Origin of the sequence: Pseudomonas sp. gcc21 (genome assembly GCF_012844345.1) — a bacterium.
In the GTDB taxonomy this organism is placed as follows: Bacteria; Pseudomonadota; Gammaproteobacteria; order Pseudomonadales; family Pseudomonadaceae; genus Halopseudomonas.
In genome coordinates this window covers 2,968,804-2,991,418 of record NZ_CP051625.1, presented here as the reverse complement: position 1 = coordinate 2,991,418, position 22,615 = coordinate 2,968,804, and the positions used below count along the sequence as shown (strand labels likewise).

Here is a 22,615-nt window from a genome sequence, read left to right as displayed (position 1 = left end):
GTCGTTTTAAACCATCGGCCGGGAAGCCAGCGCATCGGCGAAGGCGACCACGCGCCGGGCTTGGTCTGCGTGCAGGTTTTCGATCATCATGCCGTCTAGCACAGCCACACCGCGTCCGTCAGCCTCTGCTGTCTGCCAGGCCTCCAGCACTCGCCGGGCCTGCTCCACATCATCTCCAGCCGGGCCGAACAGGCGATTCGCGGGTTCAACCTGGGTCGGATGAATCAATGTTTTCCCATCGAATCCAAGTTCGCGTCCCTGGCGGCAACTGGCCTCGAACGCAGGCTGATCCTTGAGGTCGAGGGAAACGCCATCAAGTGCGTCCAGCCCGTACCGGCGGGCGGCAATGATCGTTCGCGACAGTGCATACAGTAGGGGGAGGCGATCAGGGACCGCTTCAACTCGCAATTCCTTGACGAGATCAGAGGTGCCCATCACCAGTACTTTGACGCCACTGACCGCGGCAATTGCATCGACGTTGGCCACCCCTTCCGGAGTCTCGATCATGACCCAGAGCGCCGGACCGCCACCGGCGCTCTGGATGCGATCGAGGCAGCCCCTTGCCATTGCAGCATCCTCGACCTTGGGCACGAGTATCGCGTCGGGACCGGCTCTTACCGCCGCGGCGATATCCTCGTCATGCCAGGGGGTGCCCACCGCGTTTACCCGAATCACCATTTCCCGGTAGCCGTAGCCGCCCGCTGCCACCTGATCGCAGACCAGGCTTCTGGCTTCGTCTTTTTTGGCGGGTACCACCGCATCCTCCAGGTCCAGCACCACCGCGTCCGAATCCAGCCCTTTGGCCTTCTCCATGGCGCGCTGATTGACCCCGGGCATGTAAAGCACTGATCGTCTGGGTCTGATTGCTGCTGTCTTCATCTGTACCGTTCCTCTTCCTACGCGCGCTGCTACATGCCGATGAGGTCGGCTTTGCGAATGGTGTTCTGAAGAATCCGGATCGAGGCGGCATCAACCATGTCGCCGTCAACCGCCACCGCGCCAAGCCCTTCGGCTTCCGCCTGGGCATAGGCGGCGGCCAGCTTGCGCGCCCGGTCGACGCTTTCTTGGGAGGGAGAATATTCGTCGTTTGCGATGTCGATCTGGCTTGGGTGGATAGCCCACTTGCCGCTGGCACCAAGGATGCGCGAACGCTTACATTCCTCCCGGTAACCTTCGGGATTTTTGATGCCGGCATAGGGGCCATCAACCATCTCGATCCCCGCAGCGCGGGCGGCGATAATCACTTTGTTGCGGGCGTAATGCCAGATGTCTCCTGGATACCCGTCACTGCTACCGATAGCCCTGGTATCGACCCCTTGCGAGGCGGAATAGTCGCCCGGCCCGAAGATCAAGGCTTCCAGCCGCGGTGAGGAAAGCGCGATTTCCTCCGCGTTGATCATGGCCTCGACCTCTTCAATAAGCACTTCCAGGGCAATTTTTTTGGTCCGGCCGAGGCGGGTTTCCATCTGGGTCAGGAGCACATCGACCCACCAGACATCCTTGGCAGATTTAACCTTCGGGATAATGATCATGTCCAAGTTGTCGCCTGCCCCTTCGACAATCTCGATGATGTCCAGATAGGCATACTCGGTTTCGATATTGTTGATGCGCACCGCCCGGGTCTTGTTGCCCCAGTCAAGGGTGTTGAGCGCATGGATGATCTTCGCTCGGGCCGAAGCTTTCTCGTTCGGCGCGACGGAATCTTCAAGGTCGAGGAACACCAGATCCGCATCGCTGGCGGCGGCTTTGACCATCATTTTTTCACTGCTGCCCGGTGTGGACAGTTCTGAGCGACGTAAACGCATGATTTTTATCCTTTTGAGAAAGTGCCAATGGCGCGGTTATCGGCGAGTGTCGCCAGTTCCGCGTCGGAATAGCCGAGGCTTCGCAGTACCTCGGCGGTGTGTTCCCCTAGCAGAGGTGCGCGCCTGGCCGGGCTGGCCGGCGTGCCCTTGAGCTTGATGGGGGGCGCGGCGAAGGTGCCCAGCCGTTTGCTACCCGGATGCTCAAGGTGCATGAGCATGTCCCGGGCTGCGATGTGGGGATCGTTGAAAATGTCTTCCGCGGTATTGATGGGCCCGGCAGGGACATAGCCGCCAAGTTCGTGCATGACCTGCTTCTTGGTCCGCTGGCTACACCATTCGGCGAGAATACGACGCACATCTCCCGCGTTTTGCACCCGAGCGCGGTTGTTCTCGAAGCGCGGGTCAGTGCCGAGTTCCGGCTGACCAATGATGCGACACAGCTCCTGCCAGAGGTTTTCCCTGGGGGCCGCGATCGTGACCCAACCGTCGGAGGTCGGGAAGTTATCGAACGGGCACAACAACGGATGGGTTGTTCCCTGAGGCCTGGGTACCTCACCGGTGTAGCTGTACTGGTAAACGATCCGCTCACATAGAGCGAGGATGCTGTCGTACATCGCCACATCAAGGAACTGGCCCTCCCCCGTGCGCTCAGCGTGCAGCAGTGCAGCGGCGATACCGAACGCGGTTTGGGACGCCGGAAAGATATCGCCCACCCCCGGTCCGACTTTTATCGGGCTGTCGGGATCGGGACCGGTGATACCCATAAGGCCACCCATGGCCTGGGAGACCACATCGTAAGCGGGCCAGTGAGCATAGGGACTCTCTCCTGTACGGGGATCGCCGAACCCGCGTATGCAGGCATACACCAGCTTGGGATTCACGGTACGTAGCGTTTCATAACCCAGGTTCAGCCGGTCCATGACGCCAACCCGAAAATTCTCCAGCAGCACATCGGACTGCTCTACCAGGCGTAGCAGCACGTCGCGCCCATCGGGATGCTTCAGATCCAGGGTAACGCTCGCCTTGTTGCGGTTGACGCTGTGAAAGTAGCCACCAAAATGACGCGCTTCGTCGTCGTCAAAGTGCGGCCCCTGCCGGCGCGTCTGGTCGCCGCCGAGGGGCTCGATCTTGATCACCTCGGCGCCCAGGTCGCTAAGCATCATTGAGCAGTACGGCCCGGCCAGCATCTGGCTCAGGTCAAGCACGGTGACGCCCGCGAGCGGCCCGCTGCCGTTGCGCTTCCAGTCGCTCATCGCGCGCCCCAATGGCTCTGACGCTTGATCATGACGCGTCGCTCACCGGTGAATACGACGGTCTTGTTCTGGTTGATACCCACATGTCGGAAGGTCAGGATCCCGGCATCGTCCCGGTCGCAATCTTCCTTGTTGAGTACCTCGCTGAAGGCGTACAAGGTGTCGCCGTGGAATACCGGGCTGCTGAACCGGATCTTGTTGAGACCCAGCTCTTCCAGCGCCTGCTCCGCGGTGTCCTCTGAAGCCAGGCCGATGATGAAAGAGGCCGTGATGCCGCCGAAATTGATCCTTTGCCCGAAGGGCGACTGCTCCATGCGGTGCTCGTTGAAGTGGCCCTGGGCTGTATTCATCACCTGCAAGGTAATGAGCACGTTGTCCATCTCAGTGATGGTGCGGCCACGGGCATGTTCGTAAACATCTCCGACGGCAAAGTTTTCGAAATAGTTGTCGCGGCCAGTCAGGCCAGATAGTGGATAGCTCATGATTTGGCAGGCCCCAGCAGTCGGTCCGAGATAATGCGCTTCTGTATTTCGGAGGTACCCTCGAAAATTTTGGTGAGGCGGGCGTCCCGCCAGTAGCGTTCGGCTGCAAAGTCCGTGGTATACCCGGCTCCGGCATGAATCTGCAGGCCTTCGCTGGTGACGCGTTCGGACATTTCCGCCGCGTACAGCTTCACCATCGAAGACTCCTTATCGCAGCGTCTTCCGCTATCGATTTCGGTGGCGACGTAATACATCAGCTGTCTGGCCGCCTCGATTTCCGCCGCCATATCGGCGATCTTGAAGCGGATCGCCTGGAAGTTGGCGATAGGCTGACCAAACTGTTCCCGCTGGTGGGCGTATTTGATTGCATCTTCGAGCGCACCACGCGCCAGTCCGATCGAACGTGCGGCGGTATGCGCCCGTGCAATTTCCAGCTTGCCCATGATGGTGTAGAAGGCGTTGCCTTCTTCGCCAATCAGAGCGTTAGCCGGGACCCGACAGTTGTCGAACGCCAGCTCGAAGGTTTTCCAGCCGCGATAACCTATCTTGTTGACCGGTGTGCCTTTGACGCCCTGTGGCAAGGAGCCGCGCTCCTTGGGAATGTGGAAGGCACTGATGCCTTTGTGGCGAGCCTTGGGATCGACATTCGGATCGGTGCGCGCCATAACCGTGAGATAATCCGCGCCGTCGGCGAAGGTGCACCACATTTTGGAGCCATTGATGACCCATTCGTCGCCATCGCGGCGGGCCCGGGTCGACAGATTGGCCACGTCAGAACCCGCGTTGGGTTCCGATAGTGCAAAAGCCCCGAGGTATTCCCCGCTCGCCATACGTGGCAAGTACTTCGCTTTCTGCTCATCGGTAAAACCGTTACCGGCGCCGTTACCCCGCGCCATGATGCTGGCTACGCTCATCCAGCCCCGAGCGAGCTCCTCCGCCACCAGGCAGTATTCGAAGCAACCCAGGCCAAGACCGCCATATTCTTTTGGAATCAAGATGCCAAAAAAGCCCATGGCGCTCATCTGGTCGCGCAGCGACATGGGAATCTCGCCATTGATGGGATCCAGCTCATTGGCAACCGGTAGCACCTCCTTCATGGCGAAGTTTCGCGCTACTTCCTGGATCATCTGGCGCTCTTCCGTCATATAGGAAGGGACGTCCTCGGAGGGTCTGATCTCTGTGGTTTCAATGACCATGTCTACTTTCCTTCTAGCCGCTTGGCGATCATGTTGGTGCGGTGGAAATCGATGACTCGCTCGCCCCGCTGGTTGAATCCTTCGGTGTGCCAGATCGCGATGCCAGCATTGGGACGGCTTCCAGAATCACGAAGGTCGACGACTTTGCTGCGCGCAGTCAGCGTTTCGCCGGGATACACGGGCTGATGGAAGCTGAGATCCTCGACACCCAGGAATGCGCCGCCGGACTCGCTCAGATCTTCCACAGACAGTCCGAAAACGGTGAGAAACACCAGCATCGGGTTGATCACGACGCCGGGATGGTCATGCTCCCGCGCATATTCGCCATTAAAATAGAGCGGATTGAAATGCAGGGTCATAGTGCTGAATTGCGTGTTATCCGCCTCACTAAGTGTGCGGCCCCAATGATGTTCGAATATCTGGCCCACCTGCATATCGTCGAGCCCGTTGCCTTTGGGCCACTTCCTGGCCTTGCTTAGCAGGTCATCTATTTCACTCATCGTTATTCCCCATGTTGATCAATGCTTTAGTGCGGTCCGCCACACTAGTTGGCGCGTGCCAGAGAGATAATGCTTGTCATGTCATGCAGAGCCTCGAGCGAGGCGACACCGTCGATCAGCGCATGCGCAGTAGTCGCACCGAGCACGGGCTCGACCAGGCCGACAAACTTTGCGCTGAGTTTTTTCCACTGGGCTGGCATCTCGTGGTGTGGTGTAGCGCGGGACACGTCCGCGGATGACCTTAGTCTATGGCCGCTGTGGAGGACGACTTCCACCTCACTGCTGTAGTTGTTAGGCAGCGAATCGATAGGCTCCACTCGCACCTTGTCCCTGATGGCGATCAGCTCCGGCTCGCTCGCCGCCGCATCGTTAAAGGCGTGGTCGTCTGTACGGCGGCCAAAAAAGGCCAGGGCGGTGGTGAACCTGAGGCTGAACTTTGCTTCCAGCCCGGTCTCGGGTTCCTGGATATTGCAGACGCGCAGGTGGCCAGGCGGCACCTTGACCACTATCTCCGCAACATCACCGGCGGCAACCTGGTGCTCGGCCTGGAGCCGGAGGACGGCTTCTATAGTGGCGTGGGTCAGGTAGCAGGCGGCGTGATACTTGAACATGACCTTGGCTATACCCAGATCAGCGTCCATTACCCGCACGCCATCCCAATTCAGGCCATCAGCCTGAGTTGCTATGAAGCCCTGCTCGGCCTCCAATGCACCCACGTTAGCGCTGAAGCCGCGCCGGGCCAGCCGGGCCGCGAGGAAGCCGTTGGCGGCGGCCTTTCCTGCGTGAAATGGTTTGGTCATGGTGCCAAACATGCACTTGAGGCCAGCGGCCTGTGCTGCCGCCAAACCAAACGTTGTTTCCCATTCATCGCTATCGAACTGATGCAAATGGGCGCAAGCTGCGGCTGCTCCAAATGTGCCGATCGTACCCGTAGCATGAAACCCACGCGCATAGTGCGCGGGCGCTGCCAGTGTCCCGACCCGACACTCGGCTTCGAATCCCGCTATAAATGCTGAAATGAACTGCTGGCCTGTGGTCGGGTGAAGTTCGGCCGAGGCCAGTAGGGCTGGAAAGACTGGCACGGATGGATGGCCACCCATGGCGGAAACCACATCATCAAAGTCCAGTGCGTGACCTGCCGCGCCGTTGATCAGAGCCGCCCAGCCTGGCGCGCACTTGTGATCCAGCCCGACTACGGTGCACACCGGGTTTCCGCCTTCTTCTTCAGCCTGAGCCACAAGAAGGCCAACCAGAGGCTCACGCGATCCAGCTATAGCTACCCCAAGCCAGTCGAGGAAGCAGTGCTTCGCGAGCTCAATGGCAGACTGCGGTAACTCTTCGTACTTGAGATTTGATACAAAGTCCGTAATTGCCTTAGTTGCCAATATAGGGGCTTGCTCTGGATTATATGAGCTCGTCATTCCAACTCTCCGGTAAAAATGCTGCACGTCGTTAACAAGGACACTAACGGTCTCATAACCCACTGATCTAAATAGTCTTTTCTTATATCCGCCATCTGCCAAAAACGGGCAGTCTGCGTTTGTTCTGGGGATTATTATGAGGAAAGGAGCTTGCGACGCCATTGGCTAAACGTTAACGTCCAATAAACTACAAGTTATTCAACGAGGCGCCTTAGTGAAGAAGCGACACTTACCCCCCCTAAACCCGCTCCGGAGTTTTGAGGCAGCAGCGCGCAACGGAAGCTTTACCAAGGCAGCAGAGGAACTGCATGTAACGACGGTCGCAATTAGCCGCCAAGTGGCCGTACTTGAAGGTTATTTCGGCGCGCCCTTGTTTGAGCGACTACACCAAACTCTGAAGCTAACCCATGCAGGGCGCGCGCTCCTACCAGACGCAACCGCGGCGTTTGACTTACTCGACAAGGGGACCAGAAAACTGCGGGCGCCTCAGACAAAACCTCTACGTATCTGCGCCTACCCTTCGGTCGCGGTTTACTGGCTGATTCCGAGGCTACCCCGGTTTCGGGAAGCCCATCCCGATATCGAAATCAGTATTGCTACAGGTCAGAAACCGAGGGAGTTCAATTACGATGAGATCGATGTAGGTCTGCAATACTTGAGCGATGCCCGCGAAGGACTCATCACGCAGCTCTTGCTTCCGGACATTATCCAGCCCGCCTGTAGTCCTCATCTCTTGAAGAACTCTGATCCATCGCCAACCGAACCCAACCTTGCGGATTACACATGGATCTACTCTCATTACCGCCGACTTGATTGGGAGGAATGGCTGAATGCATCCGGGCTCGAAGAACTGGAACCCGTCCAGAAGGTAACGGTCAGGGGATCGACTCTGGCATACCAAGCAGCGGTGGAGGGCATGGGCGTGGCAATGGTGCAGCGCTTGCTGGTCGAAGACGAGTTTAAGCGCGGGGCGCTGGTAGCGCCGTTCAAGGCCACAGGTAGACGCTCCGCGGGCATTTGTATGGTGAGCAGAAGCGAGCGGCTCGACGACCCCAGGATAGCCGCCTTTCGAAGTTGGCTTGAGAAAGAGGCAGGCTTGACAGTTGACGAGCTGGCAAGTCACAGCCCGCACCTATTTGAACCTGAGTTCCTGGATAGCAATAGCAATGGTGGTTCAATGATCCCGAGCACCACGACGGCCGTAGGACCGCAAGCAAAAACGCCTATCTGATAACCAATTCGACGTGCTTTTTCCTTGGGTTCAAGCAGAAAGCAGCCGGCCTGCTGATAGGCCAACGCTCTACCCTTGCGCAGGAAGTATGCCTTTACCTGGTCGCTTCTCGGGTCGAGGCGAGGATGTTGAACCCGGAAGCTGACCAACTATGCGATATCCGGGATCCGGGCTTGCGGTAAGTATCTTGGAAGAAAACCATGCTAGAAGTGCCCGCGTTCGGTAGCGACGAAGCTAGGTCGGAAAGCTCCTGACAATTACAACGCTATAACAGAGTGCTGCGGGGCGATGGGCGCCCTGTTGAATCGCTTGACGTGCGAGTAGGCTCATCAAAACTTGCATATTGCCCAGTATAAGTTGACTAGTTCCAACTGATCGACTGAACTGGCCGATAAGCTTCCATAGCACTTATTAACCGCACGTTAAGCACGCCTTAATCATTTATTCAGGAGACAATTATGCGCATCATCAACGGAATTTCGGAACTTGAGAAACTGGTAGGCCAGGAGGTGGGCGTCAGTGAATGGCTTGAGATAACCCAGGAACGAATCAATCTTTTTGCCGAAGCAACAGGTGATCACCAGTGGATCCATGTCGATGTACCCAGGGCCGAACGCGAGTCGCCGATGGGCGGGCCCATCGCGCATGGATTCCTGACCCTTTCGCTATTGCCCATGCTACGAGCCCAGACTTATCGTGTCGAAGGCGTGACTGCAGGCATTAACTATGGGTTGAACCGATTGCGTTTCCTCGAACCGGTATTGGCAGGCGCGAGGATTCGCGCACGGTTTGTACTGGTGTCAGTTGAAAACCAGGGACAAGACCGATTTCGCATATGCAACAAGGTAACAATAGAGCTCGAAGGAAGCGACCGCCCAGCCTGCATTGCCGAAACTTTGGGATTGTCCATTTTCTGATTCCGGAACTGTGCGAGGAAAACTTAACTTCTCTGACCCACCCCTTCGGCCGGCCCAGCCACTCCCCTGCAACTGCCGAGCTGGCTACTATTCCAAGTAGATATCAGGCGTTGTATTCAACTAACCTGGGCGTTGAAGTGAGGTTTTCCTCGGCGACTGGCGGTACCAAACCACCATCAACCGATGCGGGCATTCTCTCTTTCCGATGTATTACCTAATGACCTATCTGGTTCTGCCATCCGGCATTTATAACGGGTCACCACTTCTAGTATCGACACCTTCTACCCAAGCCGATTGATCCGGGCTTTGAGCTCGGGACTTACTCTCGCCTGAAATATTGTTCAGCCTCGTAAGATCATCACCACGAATCGCTAGTTTGTAACATGTAGTTAAGCGCTCCTTAACATTTCCACAATGGCGCCCGTCACGAACCTCCTCATAATAAAAAACCATCAGTATGAGTGAGCGCAGCGCCAGCCCGGCTCTTGGTAAAGCAGCGAAATAAAAGCCACTCAGTTTCAAACGGAGACTTTCGATGCATTCATTCGGATTCGATTCGGTACACCTTTCACCTCAAACTGAAGGACTGCGTGAAGAAGTTCGGTCTTTTATTGCCGAGGAGCTGGCATCCGGGCGGATAACACCTCACCGAAACTCCTGGGGTAGTTACGACCCGGAGTTCAGCCGCAGATGCGGTATCCGCGGCTACATAGGCATGCGCTGGCCCTCCCAATACGGGGGACACGAACGCAGCGCCCTCGAACGCTACGTGGTGACCGAAGAGATGCTGGCAGCGGGCGCACCGGTGGGCGCGCATTGGGTTGCCGACCGTCAAAGCGGAAACAACATCCTGGCCCATGGTAGCGAAGCTGCCAAGCAGGCCATCCTGCCCGAGATTGCAGCCGGGCGGTGTTTTTTCGCCATCGGGATGAGTGAGCCGAACTCTGGATCCGACCTTGCGGCCGCTTCGACAAAAGCGACCCGGACTGAGGGGGGCTGGCTTCTTAACGGCACCAAGGTCTGGACCAGTGGCGCTCACCGGGTTCACTACCTCATCGCTCTCGCCCGGACCGCCCCGCGCGGTGAAGACCGTCATGCCGGCCTGACCCAGTTTATCGTGCGCATGGGCGAGGACCGGGTACAGACTCGGCCCATCTTCAACCTCTATGGCGGCCATGACTTCAACGAAGTGATATTCGACGACACCTTCGTCCCAGACGACATGGTGATCGGGGAAGTAGGGGCTGGCTGGCAGATGGTGACTGGCGAGCTCGCATTCGAGCGCAGCGGTCCCGATAGATTCCTCAGCACCTACCAACTCCTGCGCCAACTCATAGACACCTTAAGTGGGTCGGCGGACACCCGGGCACAGGTAGCGATTGGCCGCCTGGTTGCCCACCTTGCCACCCTGCGCACCATGTCCTTGTCTGTCGCCGGCATGCTTGAGCGAGGCGAGTCGCCGAACCTGGAGGCGGCCCTGGTGAAAGACATCGGCACCGCCTTCGAACAGGAAATCCCCGAAATCGCACGACTGCTCGTTGCTGCCGAGCCCTCCCTGGACCAAGGCGAACATTTCCAGGAGGCGCTGGCAAAGGCCATTTTGACCTCGCCTTCGTTCACGATTCGCGGCGGTACTCGGGAAATACTGCGCGGCATGATTGCTAAAGGGCTGGGACTAAGATGACCGATCTTCAGAACATGTTAATAGACTCTACCAATCGCCTTTTAAACGACCTCAGTGGACGTGATCTCTGGAGTAGTGCTGAGAAAGGCATGTGGCCAGAAAAGGTGTGGGCTGCTCTGGTGGATCTGGGACTGATTCAGGCATTAGCGCCCGACAGTGGCGTCACTCTATCGCCGGCAGAAGTACTTCCATTAGCCGAACTGGCGGGGTATCACGCCCTGCCAGTACCGCTGGCAGAAGCCATTGTCGGGAATCATTTACTGGCGAGCGCGGGACTTTCCACCACCGACCAACCTCTGGCGTTTGTCAGTCCGACCAATCGCGTGCGGCTTAGGTGGGCCGATGGTCAGTGGCGCCTAACCGGCTCTCTGCGGCGAGTCACGTGGGGCCGGGGCGTCTCCCACGTGCTGCTGGTGGCCGAGACCGACCACAAACCTGTCTTGGTCACCCTTCCTTGCAAGCGCCTACCCTGGCACAACGATATCAACCTTGCTGGTGAGCCGCGGGACAGTTGTGCACTCAACGACGTCATTATCCAGCCTGACGATTTTGCGCCGTATCCAGCTGACGCACCATCGCTGCTGGAATGGGGAGCACTGATCCGGTCGCTGCAAATGGCGGGTGCCATGCGCCGCGTACTGGAACTCTCGGTCCAGTATGCAAACGAGAGAGTGCAATTCGGCCGACCCATCGGCAAGTTCCAGGCGGTGCAGCAGCAGTTGGCTGCGGCGGCCGGTCAAGTCGCGGCAGCCGGCGCGGCAGCCAATGCTGCGATTCGCCAGATCGGAGCCCGCGATGCGGGATTCACCATAGCCGTCGCCAAGGCCCGTGTCGGGGAAGCCGCCGGCCTGGTCGCGGCCATTGGTCACCAGGTTCACGCCGCCATGGGCTTCACACAGGAACACACCCTGCATCACAGCACTCGCCGACTCTGGTCCTGGCGTGACGAATTCGGTAACGAAGCCTATTGGCAGCAGACCCTCGGCGCTCTGGCGTTGGCTCAGGGCCGGGACGGGCTCTGGCCTTTCCTTACCTCGCTGCAGGACGTGGATCACGAAACGGGAGAACAAGAACATGAGTAACGCTGTTTTGTTTGAAGTCGACGAGGGTGTTGCCACAATCACCCTCAACCGGCCGGAGAAACGCAACGCTTTCAACCGCGAGATGATCCAGCAATGGCTTACCGCATTAGGTGAATGTGAGAGCCGCGACGACATCCGTACCGTCATTCTTACCGGCGCTGGACACCAGGCCTTCTGTTCAGGCGGTGACGTGGGCGACATGGATCGCCAGAAGCGGGGCCCCTGGAGCACCAAGGACTATCTCTGGGAGGCCATTCACAAGATCCCGCTGGCGCTCGAGCGAATCGACAAGCCAGTCATTTGCGCGCTCAACGGCTCCGCAACCGGCGCAGGACTGGACATGGCGTTGATGTGCGACATCCGCTTTGCGGCGGAAGGCGCGCGCTTCGGTGAAACCTATATCAAAGTTGGCCTGGTACCGGGCGATGGCGGCGCTTACTTTCTTCCTCGTCTGGTCGGATTATCCAAAGCGCTGGAACTACTATGGACCGGCGATCTGGTGGATGCCGCCGAAGCCGAGCGCATAGGTCTGGTTAGCCGTGTCTTTGCGCCGGATCAGCTCCTGCCAGAAACGAAGAAGTTTGCCCGCCGTCTAGCTGCCGGCCCGTCTCGTGCCATGCGGCTGACCAAACGCCTGGTTTACCAGTGCCAGCGCACGGACCTACGTACCAGTCTGGATCTGGTGTCTTCACACATGGGGTTGGTCACACAGGGCGATGAACACAAGGAGGGCGTGAAGGCCTTTCTCGAAAAGCGCCCGCCCAACTTCCGCACTGCGGGCGCTCACGATAAGTAATTCCCGAAAAAAGCCTGATACCCCGTTTATCACGCATGTAACTGCGCCGCGGCAGAAGTCCCAGCGCCTACTGCCGCGCTTGAACCGGGTGCGTTTCTGAACTTCATTCGCAGGAGAAAATTATGCGTTATCAAGGAAAGACCGCAGTTGTCACCGGCGCGGCCCACGGCATCGGACAAGGCATTGCCCAGCGGCTGGCGGAGGAAGGCGCCCGGGTGGCCCTGCTCGATCTGGATCTCGAAGGTGCCCAGCAAGCGGCCGAGCGTATCAACAGCGACGCCATTGCAATCCAGTGCGACGTTAGCAACCGCGATCAGGTCGAGCAGGCACTCGCTCAGGTCAACGACGTGTTCGGCTCAGTCGATGTTCTGGTCTGTAACGCAGGCATGACCCGGGACAATCTGATTCACAAGATGACCGACGACGACTGGGACCTGGTGATCGATACCCACCTGAAAGGCAGCTTCTATTGCTGCCGCGCCGCGCAAAAATACATGGTGGAACAGCGCTACGGCAAGATCGTTCTGATGTCCTCCAGGGCGGCCCTGGGCAACCGTGGCCAGACTAACTATGCGGCCGCAAAAGCGGGCTTGCAGGGTATGGCCCGGGTCCTGGCGATGGAGCTGGGTCCCTTCAATATCAACGTCAATGCGATTTCCCCCGGCCATATCGATACGGCCATGACCCGAGCCACGGCCGCACGCGTTGGCATCAGTTACGAGCAACTTCAGGAAAAGACCATCCAGGCTAACGCCATCAAGCGGGTTGGCAAGCCGGCGGATATCGCCGCCGCGGCAGCATTTCTGGCCGCAGATGAATCCAGCTTCATAACGGGACAAGTTCTTTGGGTCGCCGGTCGTCCGACCGTCTGAGTCCTGCAACCTTACAACGGAGTATCCCATGTCTACATCGCCAGCACTGGACCCCGAACGCATCCGGTCCCTTTTTCAGCCGAGATCGGTGGCCGTTCTGGGCGCATCGGACGACACCGGAAAAATTGGTGGACGACCAATTCGTTACCTTAAAGAAAGTGGGTTCCAGGGCCGTATTCTTCCGATCAATCCCCGTCGGAACCAGGTTCAGGGCCTCGACGCGTACCCGTCCATCGAAACGGCTCCGGGCGAGATCGACCTGGCAATCGTTGCGCTTCCTTCACATCTGGTCATAGAAAGCATTCAGGCCTGTGCCGACCGCGGCGTGCGCGCGGTTATTCTTTTTAGTGCCGGGTTCGCGGAAATAGGTGTCGAGGGCCTGCGGGCGCAGCAGCAGATTACCGAGATATCCCGCGCGTCCGGCATGCGCATCCTCGGGCCCAATTGCCTCGGAGCGATTAACCTCCGCCATGGAATGATCGGCACCTTCACTTCCGGGATGGAAGGCGGGTTGCCCGCGCCGGGCCGGATCGGATTCGTGAGTCAGAGTGGCGCCCTGGGCTCCCACTGTTTCGCGGCATTCAGAGAGCGCGGCCTGGGATTCAGTTACTGGGTTACCACGGGCAACGAGTGCGATATCGAGTTTGCCGATTGCCTGGCATTTCTCGCCCAAGACCCGGATACCGATGTTATCGCGGCCTATATCGAAGGTTGCCGCGACGGTGAAAAACTGAAGCAGGCGCTCGCAATCGCCCGTAAGCATCGCAAACCGGTGGTGGTGCTTAAGGTCGGCCAATCCGAGATCGGTGCCCAGGCCGCCGCATCGCACACCGCCTCGCTCGCGGGTTCCGATGCGGTTTATGAGGCCGTATTCCAGCAGTACGGCGTATGTCGGGCGCATTCAATTACCGAGTTCATGGAAATGACTTACGCCTGCCTCGGTCGGCGCTTTCCAGTCGGAAAAAGGATTGGGCTAGCCACGGTATCGGGTGGTGTGGGCGTCATGATGGCAGACAAAGCCTCGGAGCTAGGTCTTGACGTCGCGCCTATGCCCGCCTCGGCCCAGGCTCGAATGAAAGAACGCTGGGCTCCGGCCGCGGTGGTGAACCCGGTCGACACAACCGCCCAGGTGACCAGCGATCGTGAGCTGTTGAGCGACTTCGTCGAGTTGATGCTCGACCAGGGCAATTACGATGCGGTGGTCATATTCCTGGCTCACACCGGCCTCGTCAAAGAAACCTCCGACCGACTACGCGACCAACTGCGGCCGCTGCGCGAGCGCTACCCGAAACGCCTGATCATGGTAACGACACTATGCCGGCCCGAAGTCCGGGCTGACTATGAAGCGGATGGATTGCCGGTATTCGAAGACCCGACCATGGCCGTTCAGGCGGCCGGAACCCTGATGCGGTTGGGACGTGATTTCGAAACTCCGCTTCAGGTGTCTGCGCCTGACACTTCCAGGACTTCTCAGCTCAGCCTTCCGCCGCAGGAACTCAATGAGTTCACGGCGAAGCAGTACCTGGCCCGGGCCGGAGTACCCATCGTCGAGGAGCGCCTCGCAGAATCTGCCGAAGCTGCTGTGTCTGCTGCCGACGTCCTGGGCTATCCGGTTGTGTTAAAAGTTGTCTCACCGGACATTCTGCATAAAACCGAAGCAGGTGGGGTCATGCTCGGCCTGAGCGATTCAGCCCAGGTTTTTGACGGGTACCAAAAGATACTCGCACGCGTGCACGAGCGGGTACCGGATGCTCGTATTGACGGGATACTGGTGTCCCGTATGGTCGATGGTGGCACCGAGACGCTCATTGGCGTCCAACGCGACCCGGTGTTCGGGCCCGTGGTGGCCTTTGGCCTCGGGGGAATCTTTGTCGAGACGTTGAAAGATGTGGCCCTGCGAGCTGCGCCGTTCGGCCTGACAGAAGCCCACGCAATGATTCGGCAGATCAAAGGTTATGCGCTCCTGACCGGGGCGCGTGACCGCCCCCCGGCGGACCTCGACGCGCTCGCCCAAGCCCTTGTCGTCGTTTCCGAGCTGGCCTGGCATAACCGGGACACGCTGGAAGGTCTGGACATTAATCCCTTTATCGTCATGCCCAAAGGCGAGGGCACCGTCGCCGTCGATGCACTGATCATTCCCCGAGCCGATGCAGCACGGGAGGAGCACCATGCGTCAACCCATGCTAGCTGAAGGCACCTTCTCCGGCAGGGTTGCGATTGTGACCGGCGGTGGCTCAGGCATCGGCTTCAGTATCGCTCATGCCTTGGCCACGTTGGGTGCAAGCGTAGTGATTGCCGGGCGGCGCCAGCAGATACTCAGCGACGCCGCGGCGCAATTGCATAAAACCGGAGCCGAGGTGTTGGTCCAGGTAGTAGACGTACGCCATCCAGACCAGGTCCAGCGGATGGTGGATGAGGTGCAGCACCGGTTTGGCCGCATCGATATGCTGGTCAACAGTGCCGCCGGAAACTTTCGTGTCCGAGCCGAGGATTTATCCCCCAACGGTTGGCGCGCAGTGTCCGATATCGTCCTCGACGGCACCTGGTTCTGTACCCAGGCGGTCGGGCGGCAGATGATCGCAGCCGGAGGCGGAGCCATTCTCAATATCGGCACGGTCGGTGCCTTCCATGGCGGCCCACTAGCGGTGCATTCCGCGAGCGCCAAGGCAGGCGTCCTGGCCATGACCAAGACGCTGGCCACTGAATGGGGCCGCCATAAGATACGGGTAAATGTGCTCACACCTGGCGCCACCACAGACACCGGGGCGGTCACCCAGCTATTCCCTACCCCTGAAGACCAGCAGCGGATCGCCTCAAGCGTACCGCTGGGTCGGCTCGCCGACCGGACAGAAATTGCCAATGCGGCGGCCTTCCTGCTCAGCGATTACGCGAGCTACATCACTGGCGACAACCTGGTGATGGACGGAGGGAAATGGCTTGGCCGGGGTCACCTCGGTTCGAGTTTCGAGCCGCGTTCGTGCTGAACCCGCGCATTACCTAAAAGGAGAAGCCACCATGGCTCGAGAGGCAGTGATCGTTGGTGTAGCGGATGCGCCACTTGAAAAAGGCATCCTGCGCGATGGCGGAACCGTTTTGCAGGTTCAGGCCCGAACAGCCAAAGCTGCGCTGGATGATGCCGGCCTGGATATGGCCGAAGTGGATGGGCTGCTGACAGCGGGAATCTGGGGCGTGCCAGGCCCTGGCAGTCTGATGACCATCACGCTGGGTGAATACTTGGGCATCCGCCCACGCTTCGTTGATGGCACAAACATCGGAGGGTCCGCCTTCGAGGCGCACGTTGCCCATGCCGCGCTTGCCATCGAGAGCGGCTACTGCGACGTGGCGCTCATATGCTATGGCAGCACCCAGCGAAGCGAACGTAGCCGCACCCTGGGCGGACGGCCGCCGATTCTGACCATGCAATACGAGACCCCGTACGGCATGCTCATGCCCATCGGTGGCTATGCGCTAGCCGCGATGCGTCATATGCATGACTACGGCACTACCTCCGAGCAACTGGCCGAGGTTGCGGTCGCGACGCGGCAATGGGCCTGCCTCAACCCGGCGGCAATGATGCGCGAGCCCATCACGGTAGATGACGTGCTCGCCAGCCCGATGATTTCGGATCCCTTGCACCTCCTGGATTCCTGTCTGGTAACCGATGGGGGCGGGGCGATTGTCATGACCACGGCTGAGCGCGCTCGTGGTCTGAACAAGCCACCGGTTTACGTGCGTGGATATGCTGAATCCCATACCCATTGGACCATAAGCCAGATGCCCGATCTTACCCTGACCACTGCCGCCGAAACCGGCAAGCGTGCAATGGAAATGGCCGGCGTGAGCCACGACGCGATCGATGTAGTTGAACTCTACGACTCCTTCACCATTACCGTCCTGTTGACCCTCGAAGCGTTGGGATTCTGCGGTCGTGGTGAAAGTGGTGCGTTCATCGGTGGCGGGCGGACCGCGCCAGGGGGAGCGTTTCCGATGAACACCAACGGCGGCGGCCTTTCCTATGCGCACCCCGGGATGTATGGCCTTTTGCTGCTGGTCGAAGCGGTCCGCCAGCTTCGAGGCGAAGGGGGGGCACGTCAGGTGGCAGGTGCGCGTACTGCCTTGGTCAACGGTACTGGTGGCACCCTTTCCAGTACTGCGACCTGCATCCTCAGCCGAAACTAATATCGCCCCCAACAGAGGAGGAAGCCCACCATGACGGACAAACCCATACCTGTGGTCGATGCCGACAGCCGAGAATACTGGGAGGCAGCGGGCCGCCATGAGCTGCGGCTACCCCACTGCACCCGGTGTGATAGCCCGTTTTTTTATCCCCGCATCCTCTGCCCGCGCTGCCACAGCGATGCAATCGAGTGGCGTCAGATGAGCGGCCGCGGCGTCATTTATAGCTACACCGTTTCGCGGCGGCCAGCCGGCCCTGCATTCAAGGAAATGGCTCCTTATATCGTCGCGCTCGTGGATCTTGAAGAAGGCCCGCGGCTGCTCACGAACATTCTCACCGACGACGTCTCCGCCATCCGGATCGGACAGGCCGTCAGTGTCACCTTTGAAGACCTGGAGGAAGGCATTGCCCTCCCCCTGTTCCAGCCTAGGGAGGCGAGCACGTTATGACCGATTTCCAAGTACCCGAAGAAATCCAGGCGGTCATCGATTCGCTCTTGCGGTTCATCGAGCGGGAAGTGTTGCCTATCGAGCAAGATCACGCCCCGATACTTGCGGATGAACGGGACCGTTACCAGCGGGACGGCCGTCTGGTGCCCGAAGCGCTCGCCCTGCGGCGACGCGTACGCAACCTGTCATATCAGGCTGGGTTCTACACCATGTTCGGCGCTGAAGAACTGGGCGGCGGCGGACTCGGCGCGACCGCCGCGGTCTATGTTCACGAAGCCATGAACCGACGGTTCGGCCCAGGCCATTCCCTGGTGAAGGAAATTGTCATTCCCTCCGCCTTTACCAACGGCCTTAGCCCGGTCCTTCGGTTTTTGTCACCCCCTCTGCGGGATCGCTATCTGGAGGATATCGCTCGGGGCGACAAAACACTCTGTTTTGGGCTCAGCGAGCCGGACGCCGGCTCCGATGTGTTCAATATGAAAACCCGTGCGGTGCTGGAGGGGGACGAATGGGTGCTCAATGGTACCAAACAGTGGATCACCAACTCTCCCTACGCCGACTACGGCATGTTCTTCGCGGTAACGGACCCGGACCGTTTCAAGCGACGTAAAGGCGGCATTACAGGGTTCTTCATAGACACAAGCACAGAAGGCTTCAAGGTCACCAGCACCATTCCTTTGATGGGCCATATGGGCGCGGATATAGGGATAGTCAGCCTGGAGAATGTGCGCGTACCCGCAGATCACGTTCTAGGAACGGTTCATGAGGGCTTCGACGTAGCCATGTCGGGGGTTAGTACAGGCCGGCTAGGAATGGCGGGAAGCTGTGTGGGACTGGCGGAGTGGGCTTTGGACCGAGGCCTCGACTATGCCAAACAGCGTGTGACCTTTGGCAAGCCCATCGGCGAACACCAGGCCATACAGTTACACCTGGCAGAGTGCGCCATGGATATCTATGCAGCGAAGAACATGGTGCTTAATTGCGCATGGCAGGTAGACGCAGAAGGCAAGCCCACCAAGGAGCTCTCAATGTGCAAGGCTTTCGCGACAGAAATGCTGTTTCGTGTAATTGACCGAATAATCAGTATCCACGGCGCCATGGGACTCACCAACGAGTTGCAGCTAGAGGAAGGCTTGCGCTTGGCTCGCATACTGCGCGTTCCGGACGGTACCGGAGAAATTCAACGCCGAACAATAGCTCGACAATTACTGGCGGGCGATACAGCGTTCTGATGAGGAAGTTAGATATACAGCAAGACCAGAAGTGGACTGATTTCAGATATCCCAACTGTGACAGAAGCGGAGCTGGCTCATGAATAATAAGACCATCAAGCGGAGTAAAACGCGCGCCATCCACATAGCCGCACTTACCCTAGCAGTAGGCCTTTCTTGCAACATGGCGCATGCGGAGGTCAAAACCCTGTCGTTTTCTGCAGCGAATCCCCCTGGGCCCAGCGGCATCAACAATGCCCTGCAGTGGTGGGCAGAAGAAGTTAACCAGCGAACCCAGGGAACCATAGCCATCGAGTTCTTCCATATGGGTGGCCTGGTGAAACTGAAGGACGCCCTCGAAGGTGTTGGCTCCGGCGTAGCGGACATGGCGTATGTGATCCCTGCTTACACAGCGGCAAGGATGCCCCTCTGGAATCTGGCTACCACCAGCCAAGGGCCGGGAGACGAATGGGTCGCGGTTGAAAGCTGGCGGCGTATTCGCGACAGCACCCCCGCGATAAAAGAGGAAGAGCAGCGTAACAATCTTAAATATATTGCTCACTATTCTCTTGGTCCGGTTGTGCTGTTGAGCAGGGATCGCCCATATCTATCCCCGGATTCTTTCAAGGGCGACAAAGTCCGGCTCCCTGGCACCTATGCACGGGCCGCCCGGGAAGAAGGCTGGAACGTCACGTCGGTCAACCTCACCTTTCCAGACGTTTATACCGGCCTGCAACGGGGAACCATCGACGGCACGATGACCTACATGGGCCACATCCCAACGTATCGCCACAACGAGGTAGCGAACCACCTGGTCGAGCCCGACGTAGGCCAGAACATGAACGTGATAGTGATGAACCGCAACCGATGGGATAGCCTCAGCGCCGAAGAACAAAACGTTTTCGATGAACTGCAACAGCCGTTGCTGGAGCATCTCGCAAAAGGGAACCTGGAAGAACGGAAGGTAGTTCGCGAGCAGCTAACAAGTGATCCCGATAACCCCGTTGAGTTTTATGAGATTGACAGTTCGCAGCGCGCGCAATGGGAGCAGGGTATGTCCCGCGCTTCCAGGGAGAAAGTAGCGCAATCTGCGAAATCTGTACCTGCCGCGGTCGGCATCAATGAAAGTTATATGACCATGCTCGAAGCAGTCGAGAAAGAGATCGCTGACCAAGGGTATCCCTGGGAGTCCCATTAAATCCTGAACGCGCAGCGTTCCGACAGGAGCTTCAATATTGCAAATCCCTGATGACGAAAGCTGCACCCATGAGGATGACGGCCTGCCAGTCCCTCGTCGCTACTGGGCCGTTCTGACCACAGCCCTGGGAATAGGCATGGCAGTGGTAGACCACAGCATGGTCAATATTGCTCTTCCGTCTATCGCTGCCGATCTAGGTGTCACGCCGGCTGAGTCGATATGGGTAGTCAACGCGTATCTCCTTGCAGTGGCGACAACTCTCCTATCGCTCGCCTCGCTTGGGGACATACTTGGATATCGCGTTATTTATCGACTCGGCCTGCTGGTATTTGTCTTCGCCTCGGTGTCCTGCACCTTAGCTGACTCACTTCCCGCACTGATCGCCTCGCGATTTTTTCAGGGGCTCGGAGCCGCAGGGATCATGAGTGTGAATGTTGCACTCGTGCGCTTTATATATCCTCGTCACGCGCTCGGCAAAGGGATCGGTACAAACGCGATGATCGTGGCTATTTCCACCGGCCTGGGGCCGACAGTCGCGGCGGGCATCTTAGCCGTCGGCCCTTGGCCATGGCTCTTCGCCATCAACATACCCATCGGATGCATAGCACTGGCCATCGCCGCGCGTGCTCTTCCCCGCACCCCCCGAGCAACCTATAAGTTCGACTACCCCAGCGCAATAATGAACGCCCTGGGTATCGGACTTCTTGTGGTCGCCATAGACAGTTTCGCGCATGATGTCAGCTACCCGGTGATTCTCGCGGAGTTCATAATTGCCGGGGGGATCATTTATACACTTGTACGCCGCCAGCTTGGGTTGAAAGCCCCATTGCTGCCGGTGGATCTGCTTAAGATAAAACCTTTCGCGCTGGCAATTATCACTGCAATGTGCGCCTTTACAGGCCACATGATGGCGTTCATTTCTTTGCCGTTCTATCTGCATGACGTTTTAGCCTACTCTGCCGTCGACACAGGACTACTCATGACGCCCTGGCCCCTGGCTGTGGTGCTGATGGCACCCGTCGCCGGAGCGCTCGCCGATCGCTATTCATCCGGCCTGCTCTGCGCTGCAGGAATGGGTTTGATGGCCCTCGGATTATTGTTGCTTTCACTCATGCCCAGTACGCCGGAAGCCATCTCTATTCTATGGCGGATGGCAGTGTGCGGCGTAGGTTTCGGTTTGTTTCACGCTCCTAATAACCGCACCATAATCGGCTCGGCGCCCCGTGAGCGAAGTGGCGGCGCAGCGGGCATGCAAGGCACCGCACGTCTTTTAGGCCAGACCGGAGGCGCCGCCGCCACGGCCCTTATTCTCGGCCTATCGTCCAACGGTACTGCCACGGCTTTATTAATAGCTTCCGGATTTGCGATTACGGCCGCGGTAGTTAGCGCATTCAGAATCTAGTACGACGTCGCATCGCTTCTTCAAACCAAAGAACAAGAGATAACATGAAACCGAGCCGGTCAGAGTTTATAGAAATCAACGGACGCCGCTGCCATATCAGACGTTGGGGAACGCCAGGCGCGCCCCGGCTGTTTTTAATGCATGGCTGGCTGGACACATCCTCAACTTTCCAGTTCTTGGTCGACTGCTTTGAACAGGAGTGGGACATTATCGCTCCAGACTGGCCTGGCTACGGCGAGTCAGAGTGGCGACACCAGCATTACTACATGCAAGACGATGTAGTAATGCTGGACGTCATTCTGGATCGTTACAGCCCCGACACCCAGGCCTCCCTGGTAGGTCACAGCTACGGAGGTCAGGTCACCACGCTCCTGAGCGGTGCCCGGCCCGAGCGCGTCCGCCACTACGTGAGCCTGGAAGGATTCGGACCGCGGCAACAGCCGGTCAGCGCAGCCCCCCGTCTGATGGCCATGTGGCTAGAGCGCAGCAGGGAGGAACGTCGGAACAGCCAATACACGGGCTTCGATGCCCTTGCTCAACGACTGAAAACGGCCAACGTCCGGTTAACGTCACAGCGAGCAGACTTTCTTGCCAGGAGCCTTGGTCGCTGCCCTGCCCAGGACAATACAGTTGTCGAACTACAAGCAGACCCATGGCGGCGGCTTCGCGGTATGCCCTTATCTTTCCCCACGGCCGCTTTTTTTGAGACATTCCTGTCGCATATCTCGGCGCCTGCTCTTTGGCTCCGTGGCGACGACTCGGATTACATGACCCTGGTGTTTCCCGAAGACGAACTATACAAAGCGCGCTTCTCACATTTGCGAAACGCTCGGGATGTACTGATTAACCAGGCAGGTCACAATATTCATCATGACCAACCAGAACTCGTTGCAAGGCATATCGAACACTTTCTAAATTCGACTTAACTCTCTTTGCGAG

At 58.4% G+C, this 22,615-nt stretch carries 21 protein-coding genes; 14 read left to right on the top strand and 7 right to left on the bottom strand.

Features of this window, described 5'->3' with window-relative positions; genetic code table 11:
• Nucleotides 1-6: 6 nt before the first annotated feature.
• From HG264_RS13775 to HG264_RS13745, 7 genes are read right to left on the bottom strand one after another with little or no spacing between them, the layout of a single operon-like run.
• Nucleotides 7-879, bottom strand: coding sequence for a CoA ester lyase (locus HG264_RS13775; protein WP_169408206.1), 873 nt, complete (start codon nt 877-879; stop codon nt 7-9).
• 29 nt (nt 880-908) lie between these two features.
• A complete protein-coding gene (locus HG264_RS13770) occupies nt 909-1,805 on the bottom strand; it encodes a CoA ester lyase (protein WP_169408205.1) in 897 nt (298 codons plus the stop codon).
• A 5-nt stretch (nt 1,806-1,810) separates the two neighbouring features.
• The gene (locus tag HG264_RS13765; protein WP_169408204.1) at nt 1,811-3,058 is read right to left on the bottom strand and encodes a CaiB/BaiF CoA-transferase family protein; all 1,248 of its coding nucleotides are present in this window, start codon (nt 3,056-3,058) and stop codon (nt 1,811-1,813) included.
• A complete protein-coding gene (locus HG264_RS13760; RefSeq protein ID WP_169408203.1) occupies nt 3,055-3,540 on the bottom strand; it encodes a MaoC family dehydratase in 486 nt (161 codons plus the stop codon). Before HG264_RS13760 ends, HG264_RS13765 begins: the two co-directional genes overlap by 4 nt.
• On the bottom strand, nt 3,537-4,736 hold the full coding sequence (locus HG264_RS13755; protein WP_169408202.1) for an acyl-CoA dehydrogenase family protein: 1,200 nt from the start codon (nt 4,734-4,736) through the stop codon (nt 3,537-3,539). The genes HG264_RS13760 and HG264_RS13755 overlap by 4 nt, the downstream gene beginning before the upstream one ends.
• Before the next feature lie 2 nt (nt 4,737-4,738).
• A complete protein-coding gene (locus tag HG264_RS13750) occupies nt 4,739-5,236 on the bottom strand; it encodes a MaoC family dehydratase (protein WP_169408201.1) in 498 nt (165 codons plus the stop codon).
• Between the two features lie 44 nt (nt 5,237-5,280).
• Nucleotides 5,281-6,657: an MmgE/PrpD family protein gene (locus tag HG264_RS13745; RefSeq protein WP_169408200.1), complete on the bottom strand. Its 1,377-nt coding sequence runs from the start codon at nt 6,655-6,657 to the stop codon at nt 5,281-5,283.
• Nucleotides 6,658-6,871: 214 nt separating this feature from the next.
• Between HG264_RS13745 and HG264_RS13740 the strand changes: the two genes are divergently transcribed.
• The 14 genes from HG264_RS13740 to HG264_RS13675 all read left to right on the top strand — a co-directional run bounded on the left by HG264_RS13740 (nt 6,872) and on the right by HG264_RS13675 (nt 22,602).
• On the top strand, nt 6,872-7,888 hold the full coding sequence (locus HG264_RS13740) for a LysR substrate-binding domain-containing protein (protein ID WP_169408199.1): 1,017 nt from the start codon (nt 6,872-6,874) through the stop codon (nt 7,886-7,888).
• Between the two features lie 458 nt (nt 7,889-8,346).
• Entirely contained in the window at nt 8,347-8,805 is a 459-nt protein-coding gene (locus HG264_RS13735) for a MaoC family dehydratase (protein WP_169408198.1), read from the top strand.
• A gap of 535 nt (nt 8,806-9,340) precedes the next feature.
• The gene (locus tag HG264_RS13730) at nt 9,341-10,489 is read left to right on the top strand and encodes an acyl-CoA dehydrogenase family protein (protein ID WP_169408197.1); all 1,149 of its coding nucleotides are present in this window, start codon (nt 9,341-9,343) and stop codon (nt 10,487-10,489) included.
• A gap of 89 nt (nt 10,490-10,578) precedes the next feature.
• Complete coding sequence (locus tag HG264_RS13725; RefSeq protein ID WP_169408196.1) at nt 10,579-11,571, top strand: acyl-CoA dehydrogenase family protein; 993 nt, start codon at nt 10,579-10,581, stop codon at nt 11,569-11,571.
• Nucleotides 11,564-12,367 (top strand): enoyl-CoA hydratase/isomerase family protein, encoded by an 804-nt coding sequence (locus tag HG264_RS13720; protein ID WP_169408195.1) that lies wholly within the window; start codon nt 11,564-11,566, stop codon nt 12,365-12,367. Before HG264_RS13725 ends, HG264_RS13720 begins: the two co-directional genes overlap by 8 nt.
• A gap of 122 nt (nt 12,368-12,489) precedes the next feature.
• On the top strand, nt 12,490-13,239 hold the full coding sequence (locus HG264_RS13715) for an SDR family NAD(P)-dependent oxidoreductase (protein WP_169408194.1): 750 nt from the start codon (nt 12,490-12,492) through the stop codon (nt 13,237-13,239).
• 88 nt (nt 13,240-13,327) lie between these two features.
• The gene (locus HG264_RS13710; RefSeq protein ID WP_218573003.1) at nt 13,328-15,430 is read left to right on the top strand and encodes an acetate--CoA ligase family protein; all 2,103 of its coding nucleotides are present in this window, start codon (nt 13,328-13,330) and stop codon (nt 15,428-15,430) included.
• A complete protein-coding gene (locus HG264_RS13705; RefSeq protein WP_218573002.1) occupies nt 15,408-16,223 on the top strand; it encodes an SDR family oxidoreductase in 816 nt (271 codons plus the stop codon). Before HG264_RS13710 ends, HG264_RS13705 begins: the two co-directional genes overlap by 23 nt.
• Before the next feature lie 31 nt (nt 16,224-16,254).
• A complete protein-coding gene (locus HG264_RS13700; protein ID WP_169408192.1) occupies nt 16,255-17,418 on the top strand; it encodes an acetyl-CoA acetyltransferase in 1,164 nt (387 codons plus the stop codon).
• 30 nt (nt 17,419-17,448) lie between these two features.
• Nucleotides 17,449-17,865: a Zn-ribbon domain-containing OB-fold protein gene (locus HG264_RS13695; protein WP_169408191.1), complete on the top strand. Its 417-nt coding sequence runs from the start codon at nt 17,449-17,451 to the stop codon at nt 17,863-17,865.
• Complete coding sequence (locus HG264_RS13690) at nt 17,862-19,097, top strand: acyl-CoA dehydrogenase family protein (RefSeq protein WP_169408190.1); 1,236 nt, start codon at nt 17,862-17,864, stop codon at nt 19,095-19,097. The genes HG264_RS13695 and HG264_RS13690 overlap by 4 nt, the downstream gene beginning before the upstream one ends.
• A gap of 79 nt (nt 19,098-19,176) precedes the next feature.
• A complete protein-coding gene (gene dctP, locus HG264_RS13685) occupies nt 19,177-20,274 on the top strand; it encodes a TRAP transporter substrate-binding protein DctP (RefSeq protein WP_169408189.1) in 1,098 nt (365 codons plus the stop codon).
• Between the two features lie 37 nt (nt 20,275-20,311).
• Complete coding sequence (locus tag HG264_RS13680) at nt 20,312-21,676, top strand: MFS transporter (RefSeq protein ID WP_218573001.1); 1,365 nt, start codon at nt 20,312-20,314, stop codon at nt 21,674-21,676.
• Between the two features lie 44 nt (nt 21,677-21,720).
• Nucleotides 21,721-22,602: an alpha/beta fold hydrolase gene (locus tag HG264_RS13675; RefSeq protein ID WP_256663680.1), complete on the top strand. Its 882-nt coding sequence runs from the start codon at nt 21,721-21,723 to the stop codon at nt 22,600-22,602.
• Nucleotides 22,603-22,615 lie beyond the last annotated feature (13 nt).